The organism is uncultured Algoriphagus sp. (genome assembly GCF_963974835.1).
Classification (GTDB): Bacteria; Bacteroidota; Bacteroidia; order Cytophagales; family Cyclobacteriaceae; genus Algoriphagus.
Genome location: NZ_CAXBET010000003.1, coordinates 19,394 through 41,487 on the forward strand (window position 1 = coordinate 19,394; position 22,094 = coordinate 41,487).

Below are 22,094 nucleotides of genomic sequence, written 5' to 3' on the forward strand. Positions count from 1 at the left end.
AAGGAATATAAATCAATTGATTCCTTGGCTAGGGATTTCAGATCAAACCTATTCTTAACAAACACCTATTTAAACATGAAAAAAATTCAACTATCTCTACTTGCGTTGCTTATGTCAGTATCTTCTGTGAGTTTCGCGCAAGAAGTAATTATTATTGAAGAAGAAAGTGAGCCATCTAAATTCACTTTTTCAGGATCGGTAGATGCATATTTCCGAACCAACTTTAATGCTCCAAATAAAGGAGAAAATGCACTGGCACCCGCGTCTTCATTCGGTAACTTACCTGGCTTTTCTTTAGGTATGGCTAATATCATTGCTACATATGAAGGGCAAAAAGTAGGAGCAGTAGCAGATTTGGTGTTCGGTCCAAGAGGTGAAGATGCAGTTTTTGGTTCACCATTATACGCAGGAGGAATGGCTGGAAGCTCTCAAATCGTTAACCAACTCTACGTTTATTGGAATGTGAGTGATGCTGTGACTTTGACATTTGGTAACTTCAATACGTTCTTAGGTTATGAGGTTATCTCTCCAACTGGCAATTTTAACTATTCGACTTCTTATATGTTCTCCTATGGGCCATTCTCCCATACTGGCCTCAAAGCTGATTTTGCACTTTCTGACAAATGGTCATTGATGGCTGCAGTAATGAATCCAACAGATATGACAGAGTTTAATTTGGCTGGCACTTATACATTAGGAGCACAATTAGGGTATTCAACTGACGCATCAAGCACATACTTGAATTTTGTGTATGGAGATCAAGATGGAAAGCTTGATGTGGATAATGGTGGTTTAGTCCCTGGTCAAACTTCACTGGGAAGTACTTTTCAGGTGGATTTGACTACTGGGTTTGATTTGACTGAGTCATTATATTTGGGTATCAACACTACTTACAACACCACATCTGCCGGCGAAATGTACAGTGGAACTTCTGTAAGTGATTCCGATGGAGATGGTGCAGGTTTCTATGGTTTTGCTGGATACCTTCAGGCTTCTACTTCTGAGAATTTTGCTCTAGGCTTAAGAGGAGAATACTTTAATGTCTTTAATGGCGGGCTTGATGGTGTAGTAGGTCTAGACGGAAATGGTGATGGAAATGTATTTGCAGTTACTCTTTCGGGTAATGCAAAAATCGGTAACAACCTAACGCTAATTCCTGAATTGAGACTTGATAGTATGAGTGAGGAAAATTTGTTCTATGACAGTAATCTAGCTCCGAGCAAAAGCTTAGCTTCATTCCTTCTGGCTGCAGTCTTTGCTTTCTAACTAATAAAAATAAACAGGGTCTATTGTTAATCTAAAAGCCGGGATGAATTTCATCTCGGTTTTTTATTTTATGTATACTGGAAATAAATATTGGCTGATTTATCACCCTTTTATTCGAATAATATCTAGAGAAAATGGAATATTTGGTTTTTTCTGAAACCAGATAAAATATTACTATTTTAAAATATTTAAAATATAATTTTACATTTTGCTTATAATTATTCATTAAACAATGATTTTATGTAACCTTTTCGCTAAATGAAAGTATAGTTAGGAAAGAGTAAACTAATTATATACATTATGAAAAGATCGCTATTATTACTCGCAACTATGGTGGTATCTGCGGAAGGATTTTCACAATCTAAATTGAAAGGACCTAGAGCTAAAAATGCAACAGCTATTGAGCTAGCCGCTAATTCATTACCAATCATGTTCTATGAAGTGCCTTCAGATTTGAAAGGTCCTGAAGCGAAAAACAAAAAAGTTTGGGAGAGGGAAAATGTCAAAACTAGGACATTGTTTGGGAGAAGAAAGAAATATCTCGTGGGTCCGAAAGCTAAGAACAAGAAAGTATGGGAAGATTAAATTTCCAGCTTTTATTATATATATACAAAAAGCCTGGTTTATGCCAGGCTTTTTGTTTTTTATAGATCTTGTTCTCTTTCGAGCATTAGAATTGCTCCTTGGGAGACGATAAAATATTTTTCTCCCTCATAGATTACCTCGTGCGCTCCCGATAGTAAAAATATTGCTAAATCGCCTTCCTTCGCTTGAAGTGGGACATATTTTACTTTTTCTTCATTTTCCATCCAAGGTTCCTGATCTTCAGTAGCCAATGGAATCGGGTATCCCGGTCCCGCTTTGATGATGTAGCCTTGCTGTACTTTTTCTTTTTCCTGAACTCCAGGAGGTAGGTACAATCCCGAGCCAGTTTTGGCATTAGGTTTTTTCAAGCGGATTAAAACTCTGTCACCAACTACTATCAGTTTCCTAAGTTTATTGTCAGATGTCAATTGCATTACAGTAGTATTCTTCGTGAAATGAATGTTCAAAAGCCTGATAGAGATATCGTGGATTTTGTCTTTGTAAATAAAAAGGCATCTGTTGATACACAGATGCCATGTTAAAGCTGAATTTAGTCAGCTATTATTTTTTCTCTTCTTCGCCTACTTCTTCGTAATCGACATCAGATACTCCGTCGCCAGCTTCAGAAGAACTTGTTTCAGCATTTGGTTGAGCTCCAGCAGCACCTGCTCCTTCAGCTCCAGCAGCATTATACATTTCTGTTGATGCTGCTTCCCAAGCCTTATTCAAAGATTCCATTGCAGAATCAATTCCTTCAAGGTTTTGAGATTGATGTGCAGCTTTAAGAGTTTCTAATGCTCCTGAAATTGCAGTTTTGTTTCCTTCAGAAAGTTTATCCCCGTATTCTTTCAACTGCTTTTCAGTTTGGAACACTAAGCTATCAGCCTGGTTCAATTTGTCGATTTTCTCTTTTTCAGCTTTATCTGATGCCGCATTTGCTTCAGCTTCTGACTTCATTCTGTCGATTTCTTCCTGAGAAAGTCCTGAAGAAGCTTCGATCTTAATCTTTTGCTCTTTTCCAGTTCCTTTATCTTTCGCAGATACATTTAGGATACCGTTAGCATCGATATCGAAAGTCACTTCAATCTGAGGAACACCTCTCTGTGCTGGTGGAATGTCAGAAAGCTGGAATCTACCGATGCTTCTATTATCCTTTGCCATTGGTCTTTCACCTTGTAGTACGTGGATATCAACAGCTGGCTGATTATCAGCGGCAGTGGAGAATGTCTCAGACTTCTTAGTAGGAATAGTAGTGTTGGCTTCGATCAATTTGGTCAATACTCCACCCATTGTTTCGATACCTAGAGAAAGAGGAGTTACATCCAAAAGAAGAACGTCCTTCACTTCACCAGTTAATACACCTCCTTGAATTGCAGCTCCAATAGCTACCACCTCATCAGGGTTTACACCTTTAGAAGGCTTCTTACCAAAGAATTTCTCAACCTCTTCCTGGATTTTAGGGATTCTAGTAGAACCACCTACCAAGATTACTTCGTCAATGTCGGATGGGCTCAAGCCTGCATCAGCCAAAGCTTTCTTACAAGGCTCCATAGATCTTCTTACTAGATCTTCAGAAAGTTGCTCAAACTTAGATCTGCTCAAAGTTCTCACTAAGTGCTTAGGACCTGTCTGAGTTGCAGTGATATACGGCAAGTTGATTTCTGTAGAAGCAGAGCTTGAAAGCTCAATCTTAGCCTTCTCAGCAGCTTCTTTCAAACGCTGTAGCGCCATTGGATCTTGTCTAAGATCGATTTGTTCTTCAGATTTGAATTCTTCAGCTAACCAGTTCATAATCACTTGGTCAAAGTCATCACCACCCAAGTGAACGTCACCGTTTGTAGATTTTACTTCAAAGACACCGTCTCCAAGTTCCAAAACCGAGATATCAAATGTACCACCACCAAGGTCATACACAGCGATTTTCATGTCCTGGTGCTTCTTGTCCATTCCGTATGCCAATGCTGCAGCGGTAGGCTCGTTGATGATACGTTTTACTTCAAGACCAGCGATCTGTCCAGCTTCTTTAGTAGCTTGACGCTCAGAGTCATTGAAATACGCCGGAACAGTAATTACTGCTTCGGTAACCGTTTGTCCTAAGAAATCTTCGGCCGTGGTCTTCATTTTCTGAAGGATCATAGCAGAAAGCTCTTGAGGAGTATATGATCTGTCACCAATCTTCACTGCAATAGTGTCATTGGTTCCTTTTTCTACTTTATATGAGGCATGCTTTTTCTCTTCAGAAACTTCTGAGAATTTCTTGCCCATAAATCTTTTAACAGAAGAAATAGTGTTCTGAGGGTTAGTGATCGCCTGACGTTTTGCAGGATCACCTACTTTACGCTCACCATTTCCGTTGTCAAGGAAAGCCACAATTGAAGGTGTGGTTCTTCTTCCCTCACTGTTTTGAATGACTACAGGTTCGTTACCTTCCATCACTGCTACGCAGGAGTTGGTTGTTCCTAAGTCAATGCCTATGATTTTTCCCATGATTATATGTTTTTAAGTTATTTTTCAATTGAATACTTCTCCCTTTCTTCAATGGATGTGCCATCTGATAAAATGAATGATTTTGTGTCACATTGGCAGAAATTTTGGCTTAGGATCATTCAAAAAACTACGGAAATGTCATTCAATGTTGAAATCAAATCCGCAATCTGACAGTTTTTAGAATATTCAGCTTCGCGTTGCAACCATTTTACTGCCTTTTGCATCTATTAGGTAGAATGAAACTTTTTTTAAAGAGAAATATGAAAGAAAGATGTAGATGGAGCCTCGCAATTTTGCTGGGAATGGGAATTCTTTCCCTGAATAGAGAATTTAGAATTATTCCTACTGTATTGGAGTATCTGAAAGAGATAGTGCCAAATAGGTTATCTTTTTTCATTTGAAATAAGAATTTCCAATACGGTCTCTTATTTTTAGAACATGCAAGATTCTCTGATTATCCAAGACCTTTACATTTATCCAATCAAATCACTTAGGGGTATTCGTGTTGCTGAAGCTAAAGTGGAAGAGAGGGGTTTTAAACTTGATCGACGTTGGATGCTAATCGATGAAAGTGGTAAGTTTATCTCTCAACGCGCCTTTCCGATAATGGCTCTATTATCTGTAGAAATTGGAGAAGATTCTCTTACAGTATTTCATGTTTCCAATCCAGAAGAATCTATAGAAATTCTCTTTGAGGAAGAAGTAGAGGAAAAAGTTAGCGTTACTGTATGGGATGATGAAGTGCCAGCAAAACGCGTAAGTGCAGAGATAGATGAATGGTTCTCTAAGGTATTAGGAATAAATGTTAGTCTGGTAAAGATGCCACTCTCAACTGAGCGAAAAGTAGATCCGCGCTATGCAGTGAATGGTGAATCAGTAAGTTTCGCTGATGGCATGCCTTATTTACTTATCGGTCAAAAATCCTTAATGGATTTAAATAATAAGTTGCAAGAACCAATACCTATGAATCGGTTTCGGCCCAATATCGTCTTTTCAGGAGGAGAGTCATTTATTGAAGATTCTTTAAAGGAAATACGAATAGGTGAGGTCAATTTTCAAATCGTAAAGCCCTGTGCCAGATGTGTGATGACTACAATAGATCAAGCAACAGGCACCAAAGCTGCTGAACCATTAAAGACACTGGCTAGCTATAGAAAAGTTGGCAACAAAATATTTTTCGGACAAAATGTAGTGGCTTTGTCAGAAGGCACTATAAAAGTCGGAGATGAGCTGAAGCCAGCATAAAGTAAAAAGAAGCCGTTCGGCTCCTTTTTACTTAAATTCTTTTACAGTCTGTATAAAAACTTTGACCATTTCAGGATTGATATCAGGATAAACCCCATGCCCAAGGTTGGCGATGTGTCGACTTCCTTTGAATTGCTCCATCATGTTGATTGTGGCTTCCCGTACTTGATCGGCGTTGCCATAAAGTGCAGCGGGATCTAGATTTCCCTGTAGAGTCTTCTCTGGACCTATAAGTTTTCTCGATTCGGCAATCCCCATATTCCAATCCAACCCAATCGTCTCACAATTTAATTTACTCATTTCCTCCCTGGCAAAAAATGCACCTTTCGCAAAGACAGTCTTAGGTACAGAAGTGATGGCGTCACAAATCTGAGCTATGTATGGAAGAGAAAATTCTGCGTATTGTTTTGGACCAAGAATTCCAGCCCAACTATCAAATAACTGAACCAACTGAGCGCCTGCTTCTATCTGTGCTTTTAGATAATTGATCGTGCTTTCAGTGATCATCTGAAGCAGTTTATGGGAAAACGCAGGTTGAGTGTATAGCATCTGTCTAGCGGCTGAGAATGTCTTGCTGCCATGCCCTTCTACCATATAAGAGAAAATTGTCCACGGTGCTCCAGCAAAACCTATCAAAGGAACTCGCCCGTTCAAAGCAGCTTTGGTGATGCTGATCGCGTCTGTCACATACTGAAGTTCGGAGCCATCCGAAATGTGAAGCTTTTTCAGATCAGCTTCAGACTTCACGGTGTTAGGAAATAAAGGACCTCTTTTCTCTACCATTTCGTAGGGTAGTCCCATCGCTTCTGGAATAACTAAGATGTCTGAAAATATAATCGCAGCATCTACACCAAGAAGATCAACAGGTTGGATGGTAACTTCTGCGGCAAGCTCAGGTGTCTGAGCAAGCTCAATAAAACCGCTTACACTTTCCCGTACTTTTCGGTATTCAGGCAAAATTCTTCCAGCTTGGCGCATTAGCCACACAGGAGTTCTTTCTATAGTTTCGCCTTTAGCGGCTCGAAGTAAGAGGTCGTTTTTCAAATGCATGGGGCAAAGATAAGCGCCAAATTATTTTTGGCAGGAAAAATAACAACATAAAAAAACTGGATCGATGTTTATCATCAATCCAGCTTGTGGTAATCAGTTGGTCTAGTGTGATATTTATTTCTTTGGTTCTATTCTTACGAAATCATCGTCAGAAATGTTTAGTAGATCCATTGTTGCTTCGTAGTCAGTGTAATCTATTCTTGCAGATATTAGATCAGAAGGAACCACAACAACTCTGAATACGACATCTGTAGTATAATATGGGTCCAGCTGGGAGAAATCTATCGGAGAATCATCCATGAAAATACTGAAGTCTTCTAACGTATAATCAAAGTTGTAAACCAAAATACCTTCATCAAAATAGAATGTTTGAGGCAGAAGTCTCCATCCAAATGTACCTTGAGCCAGAGGTGACTCTTCAAGCATATATACAAGCAATGCATCCCCGTCAACTAATGGTTCGGTGAAGTCAAAAAACTCACCATAGTTATTAGCGCTGGTAAAGTCCATTTCTACTTCATAAGTAGTTCCTAATATGTTGACTCCTGGTTCTCCGGGGATTCCCTGTGGTCCTTCTGGACCTTCACATGCTTGAAATACAAACATCCCGAAAAGTGCTAAAATCAGTAAATTGATATTTTTCATAAGGTAGTTGTTAAAGTTAGTACGCTGTTTTCACGAATTGTGCCAAGAAATAGTTGGCTGAATTTCCTTAACAACTTTTTACTTTAGTGGAGCAATAACTTGAACTTCGTTTTCTGAGATTATTTTATCTATAAATTCACCACTTAGCTCAAGATTGTTTTCTGTTGCATATTCCGAAAGCTTTTCCTGTACAGTGGAAGGATTTGGCATTACCCATTTATTGCTTTGAATTTTTGCAAGCAGGTAACTGCTGTTTTCAAACTTTCTAAATTCTAACTCCGAAATAGGTAGAGATTGGTTGATTCCTACAAATACAATCATGGTGTCCAGCTTGCCGGCCGGTTCCACTTCATAGATAGTATGAAGAAAGCTGCCCGGATGCAGTCCCTTTTGAGTTTCCATTTTCCGGAAAATCTCACCCAACTCCTCATTTCCCGGAGTTCCTCTGTAAGTTATTCCAGCAAGACTTTCAGGCTTAGATTTAACTAATTGAATTTCTATCGGAGCATTTCCTCCTAATTTCTGAAATCCCCAGTATCCTGCAATGCCCAGAATTGATAAAAAAAGAATGCTTAAAACTAATTTCCTTTTCATTTTTTTAGAAAAGGTAGCGGACTCCAATTCCACCTTGACCTTTGATGTGTCCTATTCGATCGATTAATTCCAGAAAAAATCCTGCCTCTCCAAAAACTGAGATGGGAACATCGTCAAAATAATATTCAGCACCAATAAATACCTCAGGTCCAAAGTCCACATTAGTTCTGCTATCATTCTTTAAAAGAGAAGATGTTTGCCCGTCAGCATAGGAATAGGTGACTTTTGTGGTTCGAAGTTGAATGCCCGCTCCACCATAAGCAAGTAAGTATCCATCAGTGATTCCGAATATATCAGTTATATCCTCATGGTAGGCGGATCGCACGTTAAAGGATACTCCCTTTTTTGCATTGTGGGAAACATAAAAGGCGTTGGACTCTGGAAGATTGCTTTCAAAGTCCTTTTGGTAATAGCTTCCTCCATTAATTCCTGCGCTTCCTATCATTCCTTCGATGGAAATATATTCTGTTAGAAAGTCTTTGTATGTGATGGAAAGAGGTTCTCCAAGACGGATACCGACTCCTCTTTCTTGTGCAAAACTGATAAATGGCAATAATACCAACAGGGTAATTAATCTGTATTTCACTTGTTATATAGGTTTTGTATTTGAAGTTAAAAATCAGGCTAGATAGCCATAGTCTTTAGTTGCATCTGGTGCAATTGAGTGTAATAACCGCCTAACTCCAGTAGATAATCATGGGTACCTGTCTCCACGATTTCGCCTTTGTTTAGCACGATGATTTTATCTGCTTTCTGAATTGTGGAAAGCCTGTGTGCAATTACGATGGAGGTTCTTCCTGTCATCATAGTTTCTATAGACTCTTGGATCAATTCCTCCGTTTCTGTATCTACCGAAGAGGTAGCTTCATCCAAAATGATAATTTCAGGATTGTAGACCATTGCCCGGACGAAGGAAATCAATTGTCTCTGCCCAACGGAAAGAGTGGCTCCTCGCTCCATAACGTTGTAATCCAACCCTCCAGGAAGTCTTTCAATGAATTTTTTTGCTCCGGCAAGCTCAGCGGCATACATTACCTGCTCACGCGTGATGTTTGGATTACCTAACGTTATATTGTAAAAAATTGTATTGGAGAAAAGGAAAACATCCTGAAGAACTACACCGATATGCTTACGCAACGTGTCTAATTCAAATTCGCGGATATCGTGTCCGTCGATGGAAATATGTCCTTTACTAATTTCATAAAATCTGGAAATCAGATTAATTATAGAGGACTTTCCAGCTCCCGTTGCGCCAACCAAGGCCACTGTCTGGCCAGATTCTACTTCGAAACTGATGTCTTTTAACACATAATCTTCATCGACATAAGCAAACCAAACATTCTCCAGTTTGATATTTCCTTTGACCTTTTGGGGGCTAAAGTCACCTTCATTAGCGATATGCTCATTGCTTTCAAGCAATTTGAAAATACGGGAAGAGCTTACTACGCCCATTTGAAGCGTATTAAATCTATCCGCAATCATTCGGATGGGTCTAAAGAAAAGTTGGAGATACATGATGAAGGAAATCAAAACACCGATTTCGATGTCCATCCCCAATACACCTACCGCTCCGTACCAAACCACTAATCCTATCCCTATTGCTTGAATGATTTCTGCCACAGGGAAATAAATGGAGTAGTACAACACAGAGCGAATGTGTGCCCGTCTATGTTCTTTGTTGATTTCTTTAAATTTTGCGAATTCCCGTTCTTCCCGATTGAAAATCTGCACGATGTTCATACCCGTGATATGCTCCTGAAGAAATGAATTCAGATTGGAAACTGCATTTCTTACATCATTGAAAGTCACTTTGATTTTTTCCTTAAATACATAAGTGGAAATAATCATCAGAGGCAAAGTGGACAAGCTCACCAAAGTAAGCTTCCAGTCAATGTAAAACATTACACCTAGAATGGTAACCAGCTGCAGCAAATCTCCGATAATCGCAGCTAATCCCTCTGAGAACACATCTGCGAGTGTTTCTATATCAGATATATTTCGGGTGACCAATCTTCCGATTGGAGTATTATCAAAGAATTTTAAACGAAGCTTTAGAAGATGCTTATAAAGTCTTACCCGGATGTCACGTATGATTACTTGACCTATCCAGCCAGAATAATAGGTATGGGCCCACTGGACTAAAGCCTGTAAAATCATCAGCCCAACTAGGAGATAGATGATTTTCAAAAGACCGGCGGCATCACCTACAGCTACATAATCATCTATAGCCACCTGAATGAAATAAGGTCGGGTAGGCGCCAAAATGGCTAGTGCCACGGTAAGAAAGATTAGAAAATAGAACTGAGCTTTGTAGGGTTTTACAAAACCGTATAGCTGCTTGAGTACTTTCGAATCGACGATTTCGCCTGATGATGTTTTTTCCTGTTCTAAGCTCAAGGTAAACTAGTCTAAATAAATGTCTTCTGAATATTCAATTTTGCTGAAAAACAATCCACATGCAGGGGCAGATTTGCCTGCCTTTTTTCGGTTCCTCGATTCAATTATATGATGCATTTCCTCGGGTTCTATCTTTCCAAGTCCAATGTCCACGAGTGTTCCCACAATTGCCCTTACCATTCCACGCAAAAATCTGTTTGCGGTTATATGAAATTGCAATTCACCATCTTTTTGTTCCCAATGTGCAGATTTTATTTCGCAGCGAAAATGTTTGACTGCTGTATTTACTTTGCTGAAGCACTCAAAATCATTGTGTTCCAGTAGGATTTTGGCTGCTGCGTTCATTCTGCTTACATCTGGATTGAAATAATGTCTCCACACATAATCTTCAATGAACGGATTTTTTTGCAAAATCAATCTATAAATGTATGATCTGCTTTTGGCACTGAAACGGGCGTGCGCATCAGGTTTTACCTTGCGGATGGAATTGATGGAGATGTCTTTAGGCAAAATTCCATTAATAGCCCGGATGAATTTCTCTTTGTCAATATCTTGCTCAGTTTCAAAGTGGCAGATCTGCATATATGCATGTACTCCCGTGTCAGTACGTCCACTGCCCATTACTGGAATGGGTGTTCGAAAATAAGTGGAAAGTCCTGCTTCCAAAGCTTCTTGAACGGTAAATGCATTTTCCTGGATCTGCCAGCCGTGGTAGCGCGTGCCTTTGTAGCTGATGTCCAGGAAATATCTTTTGCTCTCACTCATACGGCTGCAAAGATACTATTCCCAAGCAAATCACGGTGAGAAACCTGCTTTCCTTGTTAATGAAGTCATAAGATCTTTTCTTTGCCAAAAAATCAGAAAGAAATGATCCAGCGCTTACAATCAATTTTCCTTTTCCTAGTGGCTGTAGTCATGGGATTGACTCTGGGCTTAGACCTTTGGACTCAAATAGCACCAGATTCCGGTGAGAAATGGAAGCTCAATGCTTTGTTTATGCAGCAAATCAGCTCAACAGGGGAAGTGATCCAGTCTTCATCCAATTGGTATATAGCTGCATTGGCTGCATTTGTTGGGCTTATGGCAATTATTTCAATCTTCCAATATAGAAACCGGGGCAGACAGATGATGATCAATATGGTCAACTCTTTATTAATGGTTGGATTAGTTGCAATCGTATTGTGGACCACAAGTGGAGTGAATAAAGAAATTGGTGCTGCGGATAATGGAGCCTATCAAATTGGCTTCTGGGCTATTCTTGTGGCGATGGTTTGTAATATGCTTGCTAATCGCTTTATCAGAAAAGATGAAGCATTGATTAAGTCGGTAGATAGAATTAGATAAAAAAGACGTTAGATTCAGGAATCAAGACAAAAGATTTTTGCAAGCGAAGCAATCCTATAAATATTTTAACCGAAAAGAGCCAGCAAATCGCTGGCTCTTTTCGGTTGTCAATCTTCTTTTTCAGAAGCAGGTTTCAAGTTTTTTACCAGAATCTAATTCCCACAGTAGGATAGAAGGTTTTGAAATTCTCTGTGGAAATTACTCCGGCTTGGATGGAGATATGCTGATTTAATTTACGCTTGTAAAAAGCTTGCGTAGTTGTACCTGAAAAGAGTTGACTTTTATTTTCATTGACTAGTAAGCCCACACCAAACATATTGCCTTTGTTGGATTTTGGGTTGCTGCGATCCCAACTGTATTCAAGGTTTGCAAACCAATTGCTGTTGACTTTGATATTGCCCTCTAGCCTTTCTGGGAAGAAAACATTATTGGTAATAGATCCGCCAATACCAAATTTCCGAAAGCTAAACATCATCCTTGCTCCGATTACTGGTGTGAAATCTCCTCCTGTATAGTCCATTCCTATCACGCCATTCAACTCCAGCTGATCGACATATGGCAGATAGTCTCTTTCCAAATCTAGAATAACAGCGTCTACTTGGGTTTGGGGGTATTCCTCACTGAGTCGGTATACTAATGTTTTGAACTCAGGAAATTTGGTAGTCTTCTTCAAGACGGGTTTGAATTTTTCTTCCAGATTTTTGAGTTCGTATTCAGAATTGTTAAAAAGCAACAGAAGCTTGCCGTCATTCGGGAAATCAAAAACCAAGGTGTCAGTAACAGGGTAGTCTTCATTCAATTTTTCCAAGTAGCTGCCAAAAGGCTTGTTTTCTATTTCCTGTGCGATTGCCATCTGGCAAAAGAGCATAGCAATTCCAGTAAGAAGTGTAATTCTTTTCATTTTAGTGTTTTTTTAAGGAGGATTAGTTATTTATATCTATGGTGACCTGAGCTTTCTGGTCGGCTGAAGCTTGTTGCTTTTGGTTTAATTCTGATTCCTGGCGTCCAAATCCAGTCGTTATCTGCATCTTAGGTTTGATTTTGCTCCAAGAAATAGTGACTTGATGCAAAGTTTTAGGAGGCTCAATTTCAGGCGCTGGAAGAATAATCAATTCCGATACAAATGTGTTTTCAATACTCAAATCTGCTAAGTTTAGCTCTGGAGTCTCAATTGGAGTAATCGTTTCTCTTAGAGTTGAACTCTGAATAGGTTTTGATAATATTGGTGTTTCTGCTTTGATCAGATCTGGTTTCAAGTTTTCAGATTCTGTTTTGGCTTTCGGGTTTGTATTAATAGTTTCGATTTCAGTTGGAGGTAAACTGACTTCAGTGATCAATTGAGTTTCCGCCTCTTTTTCTCCCAATTCAAAATAGGCTATTCCAGAAAAGGCCAAGATTAATGCAATCGCCGCAGCTGCCATTCCATATTTCCAAAGTGGAATTATTGGAGTCTTTTGATCAAGCTCTTTTTCAATTGCGTCCCAAAGATCCGCTTTAGGCATTTTCACAGGAAGATTTGGGATGTGCTCCTTCACCTGCGAATCAAAGTCTTTCCGCTGTTGAATTTTACTCCACAAGTCAGGTTTTGGACTATATTCTTTCATGCCTGCAGTAGTTTAGTGATGCGTCTTTTCAGAAGCGTTTTCGCGTAGTTCAACTGAGATTTTGAAGTATTTTCTGATATTCCCAGCATTGAAGAAGCTTCTCTATGTGAATATCCCTCTACTGATAAAAGAAGAAATACTGCTTTCGCACCAGTTGGTAAACTTTCTATAGCCTGGTCGAGCATCTCGGCATCAAACCATGAATCGAAATCATCACTTGAATCCATCTCTAAATTTCCGATTGGTTCAAAATGAATTTTCTTTCTGCTCTGCAAAATCGCTTTGCGAATCGTGATCGTTTTCATCCAGGAAAGCAATGCCTCAGGATGTTTCAAGGAATGGATTTTCTGGAAAATCTCTACATAAGCATCCTGCAAAACATCATTTGCTTCATCTTCATCATTCACTATTCTAAGGCAAGCTGAATAAAGCATTTCCTTGGTCAATTCAAAGAGCTGAAACTGCGCAGACCGGTCGCCTTTGAGGACGTTTTTGATCAGGTTTGTGTCTAGCTTTTGAAGATTCATAGATTTGGCTTATACTTAAAAGAGATACCTTAAAGACAAAAGGTTGGAATGGAACTCAAAGTTTTTTTTCTGCCTTATGGCATTTTACAGATTCTTTTCTCACTCAAGGAAATTATGCTAATTTCAAGGGCTGCCTTTTGCAAGTATTAACAATCATTCTATGAAACTCGAAACACTCGCTATACACGGAGGAAATATTGTCACGGATTCAGAAAAGCCAGTAGTGCAGCCGATTACGCTGAGCACCACATTTGTGCACCAACCTGAATCTATGATCTATGCAAGGGCAAATAATCCAAATCGCCATGCTTTAGAAAAGCTCTTGGCAGGTCTGGAAAAAGGTGTAGATGCTGCAGCTTTCTCTTCAGGCAATGCCGCGGGAGTTGCAGTGTTCCAAGCCCTAGAGCCAGGTTCGCATATTATCGCTCCTGATGATATGTATCATGGATTAAAAAATGCAATTCTTACAATCTTCAAAGGTGTCTTGGAGGCCACTTTTGTGGATATGACAGATTTGGTGAAAGTTGAGCAAGCTTTCAAAGAAAATACAAAGTTGGTGTGGTTGGAAACACCTTCCAATCCCTTGTTGAAGATTACAGATATAGCTGCGGTTGCAATTTTGGCTAAGGAAAAAGGAGCAATTTTAGCTTGCGATAACACCTTTGCTACCCCTGTTTTTCAAAACCCAATTGATTTTGGGGCAGATATCGTGATGCATTCCAGTACCAAATATTTTGGAGGGCACTCTGATATTATGGGAGGAGCATTGATTACCAAGGAAAAGGATGAATTTTGGGAAAAAGTGAAAAATGTGCAGATAGGTGGAGGTGCAATTCCCTCACCGATGGATTGTTATTATTTGTGTAGAAGCATTAAGACTTTACCCTACAGAATGAAAGGACATGCTGAACATGCAATTGTCTTAGCGAATTTTCTTTCTACTCATGAATCGGTAGAAAGGGTCTATTATCCAGGATTGAAGTCCCATCCAGGCCATCTGATTGCCGCCAACCAAATGACAGGATTTGGAGGAATTTTATCTTTTCAGGTAAAAGGTGACGCAAGTATGGCAGATAAGGTAATCTCTAAACTCAGGTTTTTCACGAATGCTACGAGCCTGGGAGGTGTGGAAAGTTTAATCGAACGTCGGGCTGCTTCGGAAGGGCCAGATACTTTGACTCCTCAAAATTTGATTCGAGTATCGGTAGGTTTAGAACATTTGTATGACTTGCTGGAGGATATGGAGCAAGCATTGCATTAAAGAAAGGGAGTAGATTATTTCTACTCCCTATTTTATTACTGGTTATACCAATTTCTCAAACGCACATCTACACTTGGAGCGGCTTCATTAACCATGGTTTTGAATTTTTCCACGTCGCTTAATCCATTTGTTCCTCTGTAGTGATATGGGTAAACAATTGCAGGTTTGAATTCAGAAACTGCACTTGCAGCCTGATCAACATCCATAGTGTAAGGCAAATTCATGCACACAAAAGCTACATCAATATTCTTAAGAGCTCTCATTTCCGGAATGTCTTCTGTATCCCCTGAAATGTAAAATTGTTTTCCTCCAAGATGAACAATGTATCCGTTTCCACGGCCTTTCGTATGTGGAGCTTCAGTGCTTTCGGGTAAATTATACATTGGTAATGCCTCGACCTTAATTCCATTGACAGCTTTGGATTGATTGTTCCCCAAAACTATCACTTCTTTTCCTGTGCCTGTAGTAAGCTTATCTGCTACAGCTTGTGGTGCAATGATGGTTGCACCAGAAAGGTCTAGTCCATCAAGCGTTTCCTGATTGAGATGATCCCCGTGAATGTCAGTGATCAACACCAATGTTGGTTTCTTCTGCCCTTCGAAAGCAGCCGCGCCACCATAAGGATCCACATAAATTACTTGGTTATCATGCTCTAATACTAATGTGCCGTGCGTGATAGGATTGATGGTAACATCTCCTTTTTTGGCAGGAATCATGTCTTGAGAAAAAGCACCAAAGGAGATAAATAGAATTAATAATGTTAAATATTTCATAGTTGTTAGGGATAGGTTTGTTGTCAAATAATATAAAGAAAAGCTAGGGTAAAGTGAAATCAGGGAATATTAGCCAAAGTATCCAACTCCTTTAGCCATTAATCCAGCTAATAATGGAATGATAAATAATAGCAGAAGTTCTAACCTGAGGAGCATAAAAATTGTTTTTGGGATTTGGACAAATTCATCTAGGTCTCCTTTTCTATTTTTGATGAAAAAAACCGTCGGATAAATCGACAAAATCCCAATTAAAGCAAACAGGGTGATTTTTATGTGGAAGATGAAATTGTAAGTATAAAACTCGGTAAGTTTTCCATAACCACCCAGCCAAAGCGAAAGTCCAACTGCCAAAAGAATCAATGCACCCATTCCATAAACTCCATCGATAGTAGCGATCCTTTTGATTTCCTTTCGTGTCAATTCCTTCTTAAGTAAAAGATGCTCCGAAACCAATGAGCCGACTATTGCAAAAATGCTGATAAAATGAAGGTAGCGAAGAATGATTTCTGGGGTCATAAATTGATTTTTTTTCAAATTTTAAATTCAATAATTTCAAATTCCTATCCCGCCCAACCTTCTCTGTCCAGACTTCTATACTGTATCGCTTCGGCCAGATGCTCGACTTTGATTTCCTCAGATCCTGAGATATCAGCAATGGTTCTGGCTACTTTCAGTATGCGGTCATAAGCTCTGGCTGATAATCCCAGTCGCTCCATGGCGGTTTTCAAAAGCATCTTGCCAGCTTCGTTGATTTGGCAGATTTGTTTTGTGAGATGCGAAGGCATCATGGCATTACAGAAAACCTCAGGATTTCCTTTAAATCGTTCCTTTTGTTTTTCTCGGCCTTTGATTACGCGTTCTCTTATTTCCTTGCTGGATTCTGTTTTCCGGGTGGAGGTCATCTCGTCAAATTTGACAGGTGTCACTTCTACATGCAGATCGATGCGATCTAACAGCGGTCCTGACACTTTATTCAAATACCGCTGCACTATTCCTGGACCGCAAACACATTCTTTTTCGGGATGATTGTAATATCCACATGGGCATGGATTCATGCTGGCGATGAGCATAAAGTTGGCAGGAAAATCCACCGACACTTTTGCTCTGGAAATGGTAACTCTGCGCTCTTCCAGCGGTTGACGCATGACTTCCAGTACAGTACGCTTGAACTCCGGCAATTCATCCAGAAAAAGTACTCCGTTGTGCGCAAGAGAAATTTCGCCAGGCTGGGGATTGCCTCCTCCGCCAACGAGCGCAACATCGCTTATGGTGTGGTGCGGAGATCGAAAAGGACGATTGGCAAGCAGTGAGCCGTTTCTGCCCAGCTTTCCAGCTACGGAATGAATCTTGGTCGTTTCCAAAGCTTCTACCAAAGTCAGTGGAGGAAGAATCGAGGGAAGACGTTTGGCAAGCATGGTTTTACCGGCACCTGGAGGACCAATCATAATTACATTATGTCCTCCTGCGGCTGCGATTTCCATTGCCCTTTTGATATTTTCCTGTCCTTGCACATCCGCAAAGTCAAATTCAATATCATCCAGTGAATGATAGAAAATCTCTCTGGTGTCCGTGACCAATGGTTTTATTTGAAGTTCACCCATCAAAAAATCAGTGGCTTGCTGCATCGTTTCTACACCAATTATATCTAGGCTATTGACTATCGATGCTTCTTTGGCGTTTTCTACCGGGAGTATAAAACCTTTGAATCCCTTCTTCCTGGCTTCAATAGCAATAGGTAATACTCCCTTGATTGGTCGGAGGTTTCCATCCAATGAAAGCTCACCCATAATTACATAGTCTCCCAATGTTGGAAATTCCACCTGCTCTGATGCCTGCAAGATTCCCATTGCAATCGGCAGATCATAAGCAGAGCCTTCTTTCCTGATATCGGCTGGCGCGAGGTTGATTACCACTTTTTGCCTGGGCATTCGATACCCGAAATATTTCAATGCACTTTCAACTCTTTGTTGGGATTCTTTCACGGCTGAGTCGGGCAGACCTACCATGAAAAAACTTGTTCCTTGTCCCACGTTCACCTCAATGGTGATGATATTCGCATCGACGCCTGATACTGCGCTTCCAAAAGTTTTAGCTACCATAATTCACAAAAAAAGGAAACCTTATTGGTTTCCTTAATATAAGGCTTTCATAAAATTAAATTCTTATTAAATACCTGAATTTTACTAGTCCTTCAACCAGCGATCAAGAGAATCATTTTATGGTTTGGGTATCACCTTGTTCTGAACCGCCCAGTTTTGCCAGAGGCTATCAAGTTCTTGAACTACTTCAGGGAAGTTTTCAGCTACATTTTTGGTTTCTGTAGCATCCTCATCGATTCGGAATAGCTGCCAAGGTTCTCTGGCATCCAAAGTAACCAATTTCCATTCCTTTGTACGTACCGATCTTCCTCCTTCATGCTCGTTGAAAAGTACGGAGTGACCTTCTCGTTCTTTTCCTTGAAATACAGGAAGTAAACTCTTTCCTGCAATCGGTTTGATTTTATTGCCTGCAAAATCAGTTGGATATTCAGCACCTGCCGCATCGATGAAAGTTGCCATGAAATCCATTACATGTCCAATCTGCTTAGAAATACTACCTTTTTTAGCACTGATTCCGGCAGGCCAAAATGCTATCATCGGTGTATGAACTCCTCCTTCGAAAGACTCCATTTTCCAATAGCGGAATGGCGTGTTTGATACATTTGACCAGCGCTGCCCGATAGAAGTAAAAGTTGTCTGGGGACCTGGCATTACATCTTTGTCAACCGGGTAAGCGATTGGTTCCCCGGATCTAGTTTGGCTCGGTCGATCAAAGCCTGGTCCATAGCGCATACTACTTTCCGAGCTTGCACCATTATCGCTTAAAAACACTATGAGGGTATTCTCCAGTTGACCGGTTTCCTTCAAGGTTTCTATGATTCTACCGATTCCCTGATCCATATTATCGATCATCGCCGCATGAACAGCCATGGCTCTTGCATCAAATTCCTTATCTGGATTATCTTCCCAGCTGAGCTCATTTTCCCATCTTTCAGAAAGGGAGTAGTTGGCTTCATCGATAATTCCCAACTCAATCAACTTTTTATATCGATTTTCCCTGATCTTATCCCAGCCTATTTTATATGTGTCTTTGTATTTTTCTATATCCTTCGGCAAAGCATGAAGTGGCCAGTGTGGCGCAGTGTGAGCTACATATAGAAAAAACGGTTTATCCTGCTCCGCAAATTGCCGGATATACACGGAGGCTGTATCGTTGATAGCGTCAGTATGGTAATAGTTATCAGGAACTTCAGTCACAGGCTCTGTGCCATTGACTAAGCTGAAAGGGTCAAAAAAATTGACTACGCCCCAAATATTTCCAAAGTACTTTTCAAATCCCCGATTGGTTGGGTATTGCTCAATCGGTGAAAAAAGTGGATGCTCTTCCTGATGATTTAGCCAAGCCAATTGCTTTTCAGGTGTTTCCTGAACCACGGTGTTGGAAACATGCCATTTCCCAACCATACCTGTCCTATAGCCTGAACTTTTCAAGACCTCGGCAATGGTTACGGCTGAATTTGAAATGTGTCCTCGGTAAGCTTCTTGCCCTGTGTCGGTGGTCATTTGGCCGATTCCAGCTTGGTGATTATAAAGCCCTGTTAGCAGCGAGGCTCTTGTCGGGCAGCAGCGCGAAGTGTTATAAAATTGAGTGAAACGTATCCCTTGACTAGCCAGCCAGTCAAGATTGGGGGTTTGTATTTCTCCTCCAAAACTCCCTAAATCTGAAAAGCCCAAATCATCTGCCAATATCAGGATGATGTTCGGCTTTCTAACTTCTTCATTGGAGTTGGTCTGACAGGAAAAGGCGAAAAATAGTATGCTTGCGAAGAAAAGTAGAGTCAGGTGTTTATTCTGAAAGAATAATGGAGGATTCATAGTGGGCGTTGTTTGATAGGAATTAAAGGTTGGAAAATCTTTTGCCATAGGATGCTATTTATTAGCCAGTTTCTAGAAAAAAGCCATCAAATAAAACCATTTTACAAAAAAAATAAGGAAGCCGTCGGGCTTCCTTATTTAACTACCATTAATTCATAGCAGAATTATTCTGTAATGTTTTGTCTTGGAGGAAGATTGCTTTGATCGGTTTCCTTTGGTTTAGATGGGGTGCTAGTAGGAGTATTTGTAGGTACTCTTGGATGCTCAAAATCATAGATTTTTGCTTTCAAGGCATTCATTTCGCTTTCCATCTTTTTGATTTGAGAGGAAAGACTTTTATAAGCAGCGTAGCTACTTCCCCATGCTGCTAAGAAAAGAATTAAACCAATCAAAATGATTGTAACCATGGAATCAGAAGTGATTTCTTCCATTCCAAATAGTCCACCTAGGGTATCGAACGCAATGAAGAAAATAAGAAAAGCACCAAAATAGACCAAAAGGGCTATTTGAAGGATTTGGTGAAGTTTTTTCATGGTAAATAATATTAGTTTTAACGAATATACTAAACTGACTGTATAGTAGAAAGTTTCTGATACAAGCCTTCAATTTGGCTCAAATCAGAATGGTTTCCTCTTTGTTTAATTTCTCCACGCTCAATTACCAGGATCTCATCCGCGTGCTGAATTGTACTCAGGCGATGTGCAATAACAAGAGTAGTTCTGTTGCTCATCAGTTTGGTCAAAGCTTCCTGAACCAAGTGTTCTGACTCCGAATCCAAAGCTGAAGTGGCCTCGTCTAGGATCAAAATAGGAGGGTTTTTCAATACCGCTCTTGCGATACTCAAACGCTGACGTTGTCCACCGGAAAGCTTAGAGCCACGCTCTCCAATGCTAGCTTGGTAGCCATCTTCCATCTTCTCAATGAATTCATGAGCATTGGCGATTTTCGCAGCTTCCATTACATCCGCTTCAGTTGCTCCTTCCACTCCAAAAGCGATGTTATTGAATACCGTATCGTTGAATAAAATAGATTCCTGAGTCACAATACCCATCAGGCTGCGCAAATCTTTCAGGTTGAAATCCTTCAGGTTTGATCCATCAAGTAAAATTTCTCCTTCAGTAGGATCATAAAAGCGAGGTACCAGATCAGCAAGCGTAGATTTCCCTCCTCCGGAAGGCCCAACCAATGCGATGGTTTTTCCACGTTCAAGTGTAAAATTGATGTTCTTTAATACCAACTGATCTTCGTAAGCGAAACTCACATATTTCACTTCTACAGCATGGTCAAACTTATTTAGAACTGATGGGGAAGTTGGGGAAGTGATTTGAGATGGTGTGTCCACTACTGTGAAAACCCGCTCCGCTGATGCTATCCCTCTTTGAATGCTACTCACTGCGCGGGAAATTTCCTTGGCAGGATTAAGCACTTGAGTGAAAATAATGATGTAGGTAATGAAGTCAGAAGCCCCCAGATCTGAGTTGCCACTCAGCACCATGCTGCCTCCATAAACTAAGATTCCAGCCACCACAAATACACCCAAAAACTGGGAAATAGGAGAGGCTAGTTCATTCTTACGGGCCATGTTTACATTGACGTCTGCATAGAAATCAGTCTCTCCATCAAATTTCTTTTTCATAAAACCTTCGGCATTGAAGGCTTTGATTACCCGCATTCCACCCAAAGTCTCATCTAGAATATTCACAATTCGTCCCAGAGATTGCTGGCTTTGCACTGCCTTTTTCTTGAGCCTCCTAGTGATACCACCGATGATCGCTCCTGAAATTGGTATGATTAGAATTGTGAAAAGTGTCAGTTTTACTGACATAAAAAACAACACAGAAAAGTAAAGGATTATAGTTGCCGGTTCTCTAAATACTACCCGAAGTGACTGAACGATTGTGTTTTCTACTTCCTGCACATCATTGGTCATTTTGGACATTAGATCACCTTTTCGTTCATTAGAAAAGTACCCAATGTGTAAGCCACTGACATGCTCAAAAATATCCATTCGCATTCTCTTGATGACGATAGCCCGCACCTTAGCTAAAATGATCCCAGATAAATAGGTGAAGAGGTTGGATAAGAAAACTGAGAGAACTATGATGATGCAGACGTAGAATAGTGTTCCCATTTTCCCATATTCTTCTGCGACTTGCAGAAAATTATAATTGAAGAGATGAGAGAAATATTCAATGGAAAAACTGAATTCAGGTTTATCTGCATATTTCGCCAGAGACTCAGGATCTACCTGCTCGAAGATCACATCGAAAAGTGGCTTTAAGAGAGTGAAATTCAGTAAGCCAAAAACGATGGAAAGAAAAGTGTAAATAATATAAGTAGGCACGAATTTTCCGTATGGCTTGGCATAAGAAAGAATTCGTAGATAGGTCTTCATAAACTAG

At 40.1% G+C, this 22,094-nt stretch carries 22 protein-coding genes; 5 read left to right on the forward strand and 17 right to left on the reverse strand.

Going from position 1 to position 22,094, the window contains the following annotated elements; translation table 11 throughout:
- The first annotated feature begins 75 nt into the window (after positions 1-75).
- Positions 76-1,266, forward strand: coding sequence for a porin (locus AACZ73_RS08110; RefSeq protein WP_339877013.1), 1,191 nt, complete (start codon positions 76-78; stop codon positions 1,264-1,266).
- Positions 1,267-1,566: 300 nt separating this feature from the next.
- Complete coding sequence (locus AACZ73_RS08115; RefSeq protein ID WP_339877015.1) at positions 1,567-1,851, forward strand: hypothetical protein; 285 nt, start codon at positions 1,567-1,569, stop codon at positions 1,849-1,851.
- A gap of 59 nt (positions 1,852-1,910) precedes the next feature.
- Here the strand turns inward: AACZ73_RS08115 and AACZ73_RS08120 are convergent, their stop codons facing one another.
- Positions 1,911-2,285 carry a co-chaperone GroES family protein gene (locus tag AACZ73_RS08120; protein WP_339877017.1) on the reverse strand — a complete coding sequence of 125 codons (375 nt, stop codon included), beginning with the start codon at positions 2,283-2,285 and terminating at the stop codon, positions 1,911-1,913.
- 127 nt (positions 2,286-2,412) lie between these two features.
- Positions 2,413-4,338, reverse strand: coding sequence for a molecular chaperone DnaK (dnaK, locus tag AACZ73_RS08125; protein WP_339877019.1), 1,926 nt, complete (start codon positions 4,336-4,338; stop codon positions 2,413-2,415).
- 438 nt (positions 4,339-4,776) lie between these two features.
- Between dnaK and AACZ73_RS08130 the strand changes: the two genes are divergently transcribed.
- Positions 4,777-5,583: an MOSC N-terminal beta barrel domain-containing protein gene (locus AACZ73_RS08130; protein WP_339877021.1), complete on the forward strand. Its 807-nt coding sequence runs from the start codon at positions 4,777-4,779 to the stop codon at positions 5,581-5,583.
- A gap of 27 nt (positions 5,584-5,610) precedes the next feature.
- On the opposite strand, the gene hemE is transcribed toward AACZ73_RS08130, so the two are convergent.
- From hemE to truA, 6 genes are all read right to left on the reverse strand, one after another.
- Entirely contained in the window at positions 5,611-6,633 is a 1,023-nt protein-coding gene (gene hemE, locus AACZ73_RS08135; protein WP_339877023.1) for a uroporphyrinogen decarboxylase, read from the reverse strand.
- 114 nt (positions 6,634-6,747) lie between these two features.
- Positions 6,748-7,278: a hypothetical protein gene (locus AACZ73_RS08140; RefSeq protein ID WP_339877024.1), complete on the reverse strand. Its 531-nt coding sequence runs from the start codon at positions 7,276-7,278 to the stop codon at positions 6,748-6,750.
- A gap of 78 nt (positions 7,279-7,356) precedes the next feature.
- Positions 7,357-7,872, reverse strand: coding sequence for a hypothetical protein (locus AACZ73_RS08145; protein WP_339877026.1), 516 nt, complete (start codon positions 7,870-7,872; stop codon positions 7,357-7,359).
- Positions 7,873-7,876: 4 nt separating this feature from the next.
- Positions 7,877-8,458: a hypothetical protein gene (locus AACZ73_RS08150; protein WP_339877027.1), complete on the reverse strand. Its 582-nt coding sequence runs from the start codon at positions 8,456-8,458 to the stop codon at positions 7,877-7,879.
- A 38-nt stretch (positions 8,459-8,496) separates the two neighbouring features.
- Positions 8,497-10,269 carry an ABC transporter ATP-binding protein gene (locus tag AACZ73_RS08155; protein WP_339877028.1) on the reverse strand — a complete coding sequence of 591 codons (1,773 nt, stop codon included), beginning with the start codon at positions 10,267-10,269 and terminating at the stop codon, positions 8,497-8,499.
- 6 nt (positions 10,270-10,275) lie between these two features.
- Positions 10,276-11,034, reverse strand: a complete 759-nt coding sequence (gene truA, locus AACZ73_RS08160; RefSeq protein ID WP_339877029.1) for a tRNA pseudouridine(38-40) synthase TruA — start codon at positions 11,032-11,034, stop codon at positions 10,276-10,278.
- A gap of 102 nt (positions 11,035-11,136) precedes the next feature.
- Here truA and AACZ73_RS08165 point away from each other — a divergent pair, with 102 nt between their 5' ends.
- Positions 11,137-11,613 carry a DUF4293 domain-containing protein gene (locus AACZ73_RS08165; RefSeq protein WP_339877031.1) on the forward strand — a complete coding sequence of 159 codons (477 nt, stop codon included), beginning with the start codon at positions 11,137-11,139 and terminating at the stop codon, positions 11,611-11,613.
- A gap of 142 nt (positions 11,614-11,755) precedes the next feature.
- On the opposite strand, the gene AACZ73_RS08170 is transcribed toward AACZ73_RS08165, so the two are convergent.
- The 3 genes from AACZ73_RS08170 to AACZ73_RS08180 are packed head-to-tail and all read right to left on the reverse strand — an operon-like array spanning position 11,756 to position 13,744.
- A complete protein-coding gene (locus AACZ73_RS08170; RefSeq protein WP_339877033.1) occupies positions 11,756-12,514 on the reverse strand; it encodes a hypothetical protein in 759 nt (252 codons plus the stop codon).
- A gap of 22 nt (positions 12,515-12,536) precedes the next feature.
- Complete coding sequence (locus tag AACZ73_RS08175) at positions 12,537-13,217, reverse strand: hypothetical protein (RefSeq protein ID WP_339877034.1); 681 nt, start codon at positions 13,215-13,217, stop codon at positions 12,537-12,539.
- Complete coding sequence (locus tag AACZ73_RS08180; protein WP_339877035.1) at positions 13,214-13,744, reverse strand: RNA polymerase sigma factor; 531 nt, start codon at positions 13,742-13,744, stop codon at positions 13,214-13,216. Before AACZ73_RS08180 ends, AACZ73_RS08175 begins: the two co-directional genes overlap by 4 nt.
- A 160-nt stretch (positions 13,745-13,904) precedes the next feature.
- Between AACZ73_RS08180 and AACZ73_RS08185 the strand changes: the two genes are divergently transcribed.
- Positions 13,905-15,005 (forward strand): aminotransferase class I/II-fold pyridoxal phosphate-dependent enzyme, encoded by a 1,101-nt coding sequence (locus tag AACZ73_RS08185; RefSeq protein WP_339877036.1) that lies wholly within the window; start codon positions 13,905-13,907, stop codon positions 15,003-15,005.
- 35 nt (positions 15,006-15,040) lie between these two features.
- On the opposite strand, the gene AACZ73_RS08190 is transcribed toward AACZ73_RS08185, so the two are convergent.
- From AACZ73_RS08190 to AACZ73_RS08215, 6 genes are all read right to left on the reverse strand, one after another.
- Positions 15,041-15,778, reverse strand: a complete 738-nt coding sequence (locus AACZ73_RS08190; protein ID WP_339877037.1) for an MBL fold metallo-hydrolase — start codon at positions 15,776-15,778, stop codon at positions 15,041-15,043.
- A 69-nt stretch (positions 15,779-15,847) separates the two neighbouring features.
- Positions 15,848-16,294 carry a DUF2214 family protein gene (locus tag AACZ73_RS08195; protein ID WP_339877039.1) on the reverse strand — a complete coding sequence of 149 codons (447 nt, stop codon included), beginning with the start codon at positions 16,292-16,294 and terminating at the stop codon, positions 15,848-15,850.
- A 44-nt stretch (positions 16,295-16,338) separates the two neighbouring features.
- On the reverse strand, positions 16,339-17,877 hold the full coding sequence (locus AACZ73_RS08200) for a YifB family Mg chelatase-like AAA ATPase (RefSeq protein ID WP_339877041.1): 1,539 nt from the start codon (positions 17,875-17,877) through the stop codon (positions 16,339-16,341).
- A 117-nt stretch (positions 17,878-17,994) separates the two neighbouring features.
- A complete protein-coding gene (locus tag AACZ73_RS08205; protein ID WP_339877043.1) occupies positions 17,995-19,692 on the reverse strand; it encodes an arylsulfatase in 1,698 nt (565 codons plus the stop codon).
- Positions 19,693-19,856: 164 nt separating this feature from the next.
- Positions 19,857-20,225 carry a hypothetical protein gene (locus tag AACZ73_RS08210; RefSeq protein WP_339877044.1) on the reverse strand — a complete coding sequence of 123 codons (369 nt, stop codon included), beginning with the start codon at positions 20,223-20,225 and terminating at the stop codon, positions 19,857-19,859.
- Between the two features lie 29 nt (positions 20,226-20,254).
- Positions 20,255-22,087 (reverse strand): ABC transporter ATP-binding protein, encoded by a 1,833-nt coding sequence (locus tag AACZ73_RS08215; protein WP_339877046.1) that lies wholly within the window; start codon positions 22,085-22,087, stop codon positions 20,255-20,257.
- Positions 22,088-22,094: the final 7 nt, after the last annotated feature.

Bases quoted from the DNA above. Each gene is read 5' to 3' on its own strand.
- AACZ73_RS08110 (WP_339877013.1), top strand. From the start codon at position 76: ATGAAAAAAATTCAACTATCTCTACTTGCGTTGCTTATGTCAGTATCT.
- AACZ73_RS08115 (WP_339877015.1), top strand. From the start codon at position 1,567: ATGAAAAGATCGCTATTATTACTCGCAACTATGGTGGTATCTGCGGAA.
- AACZ73_RS08120 (WP_339877017.1), bottom strand. From the start codon at position 2,285: ATGCAATTGACATCTGACAATAAACTTAGGAAACTGATAGTAGTTGGT.
- dnaK (WP_339877019.1), bottom strand. From the start codon at position 4,338: ATGGGAAAAATCATAGGCATTGACTTAGGAACAACCAACTCCTGCGTA.
- AACZ73_RS08130 (WP_339877021.1), top strand. From the start codon at position 4,777: ATGCAAGATTCTCTGATTATCCAAGACCTTTACATTTATCCAATCAAA.
- hemE (WP_339877023.1), bottom strand. From the start codon at position 6,633: ATGCATTTGAAAAACGACCTCTTACTTCGAGCCGCTAAAGGCGAAACT.
- AACZ73_RS08140 (WP_339877024.1), bottom strand. From the start codon at position 7,278: ATGAAAAATATCAATTTACTGATTTTAGCACTTTTCGGGATGTTTGTA.
- AACZ73_RS08145 (WP_339877026.1), bottom strand. From the start codon at position 7,872: ATGAAAAGGAAATTAGTTTTAAGCATTCTTTTTTTATCAATTCTGGGC.
- truA (WP_339877029.1), bottom strand. From the start codon at position 11,034: ATGAGTGAGAGCAAAAGATATTTCCTGGACATCAGCTACAAAGGCACG.
- AACZ73_RS08165 (WP_339877031.1), top strand. From the start codon at position 11,137: ATGATCCAGCGCTTACAATCAATTTTCCTTTTCCTAGTGGCTGTAGTC.
- AACZ73_RS08170 (WP_339877033.1), bottom strand. From the start codon at position 12,514: ATGAAAAGAATTACACTTCTTACTGGAATTGCTATGCTCTTTTGCCAG.
- AACZ73_RS08175 (WP_339877034.1), bottom strand. From the start codon at position 13,217: ATGAAAGAATATAGTCCAAAACCTGACTTGTGGAGTAAAATTCAACAG.
- AACZ73_RS08180 (WP_339877035.1), bottom strand. From the start codon at position 13,744: ATGAATCTTCAAAAGCTAGACACAAACCTGATCAAAAACGTCCTCAAA.
- AACZ73_RS08185 (WP_339877036.1), top strand. From the start codon at position 13,905: ATGAAACTCGAAACACTCGCTATACACGGAGGAAATATTGTCACGGAT.
- AACZ73_RS08190 (WP_339877037.1), bottom strand. From the start codon at position 15,778: ATGAAATATTTAACATTATTAATTCTATTTATCTCCTTTGGTGCTTTT.
- AACZ73_RS08195 (WP_339877039.1), bottom strand. From the start codon at position 16,294: ATGACCCCAGAAATCATTCTTCGCTACCTTCATTTTATCAGCATTTTT.
- AACZ73_RS08200 (WP_339877041.1), bottom strand. From the start codon at position 17,877: ATGGTAGCTAAAACTTTTGGAAGCGCAGTATCAGGCGTCGATGCGAAT.
- AACZ73_RS08205 (WP_339877043.1), bottom strand. From the start codon at position 19,692: ATGAATCCTCCATTATTCTTTCAGAATAAACACCTGACTCTACTTTTC.
- AACZ73_RS08210 (WP_339877044.1), bottom strand. From the start codon at position 20,225: ATGAAAAAACTTCACCAAATCCTTCAAATAGCCCTTTTGGTCTATTTT.
- AACZ73_RS08215 (WP_339877046.1), bottom strand. From the start codon at position 22,087: ATGAAGACCTATCTACGAATTCTTTCTTATGCCAAGCCATACGGAAAA.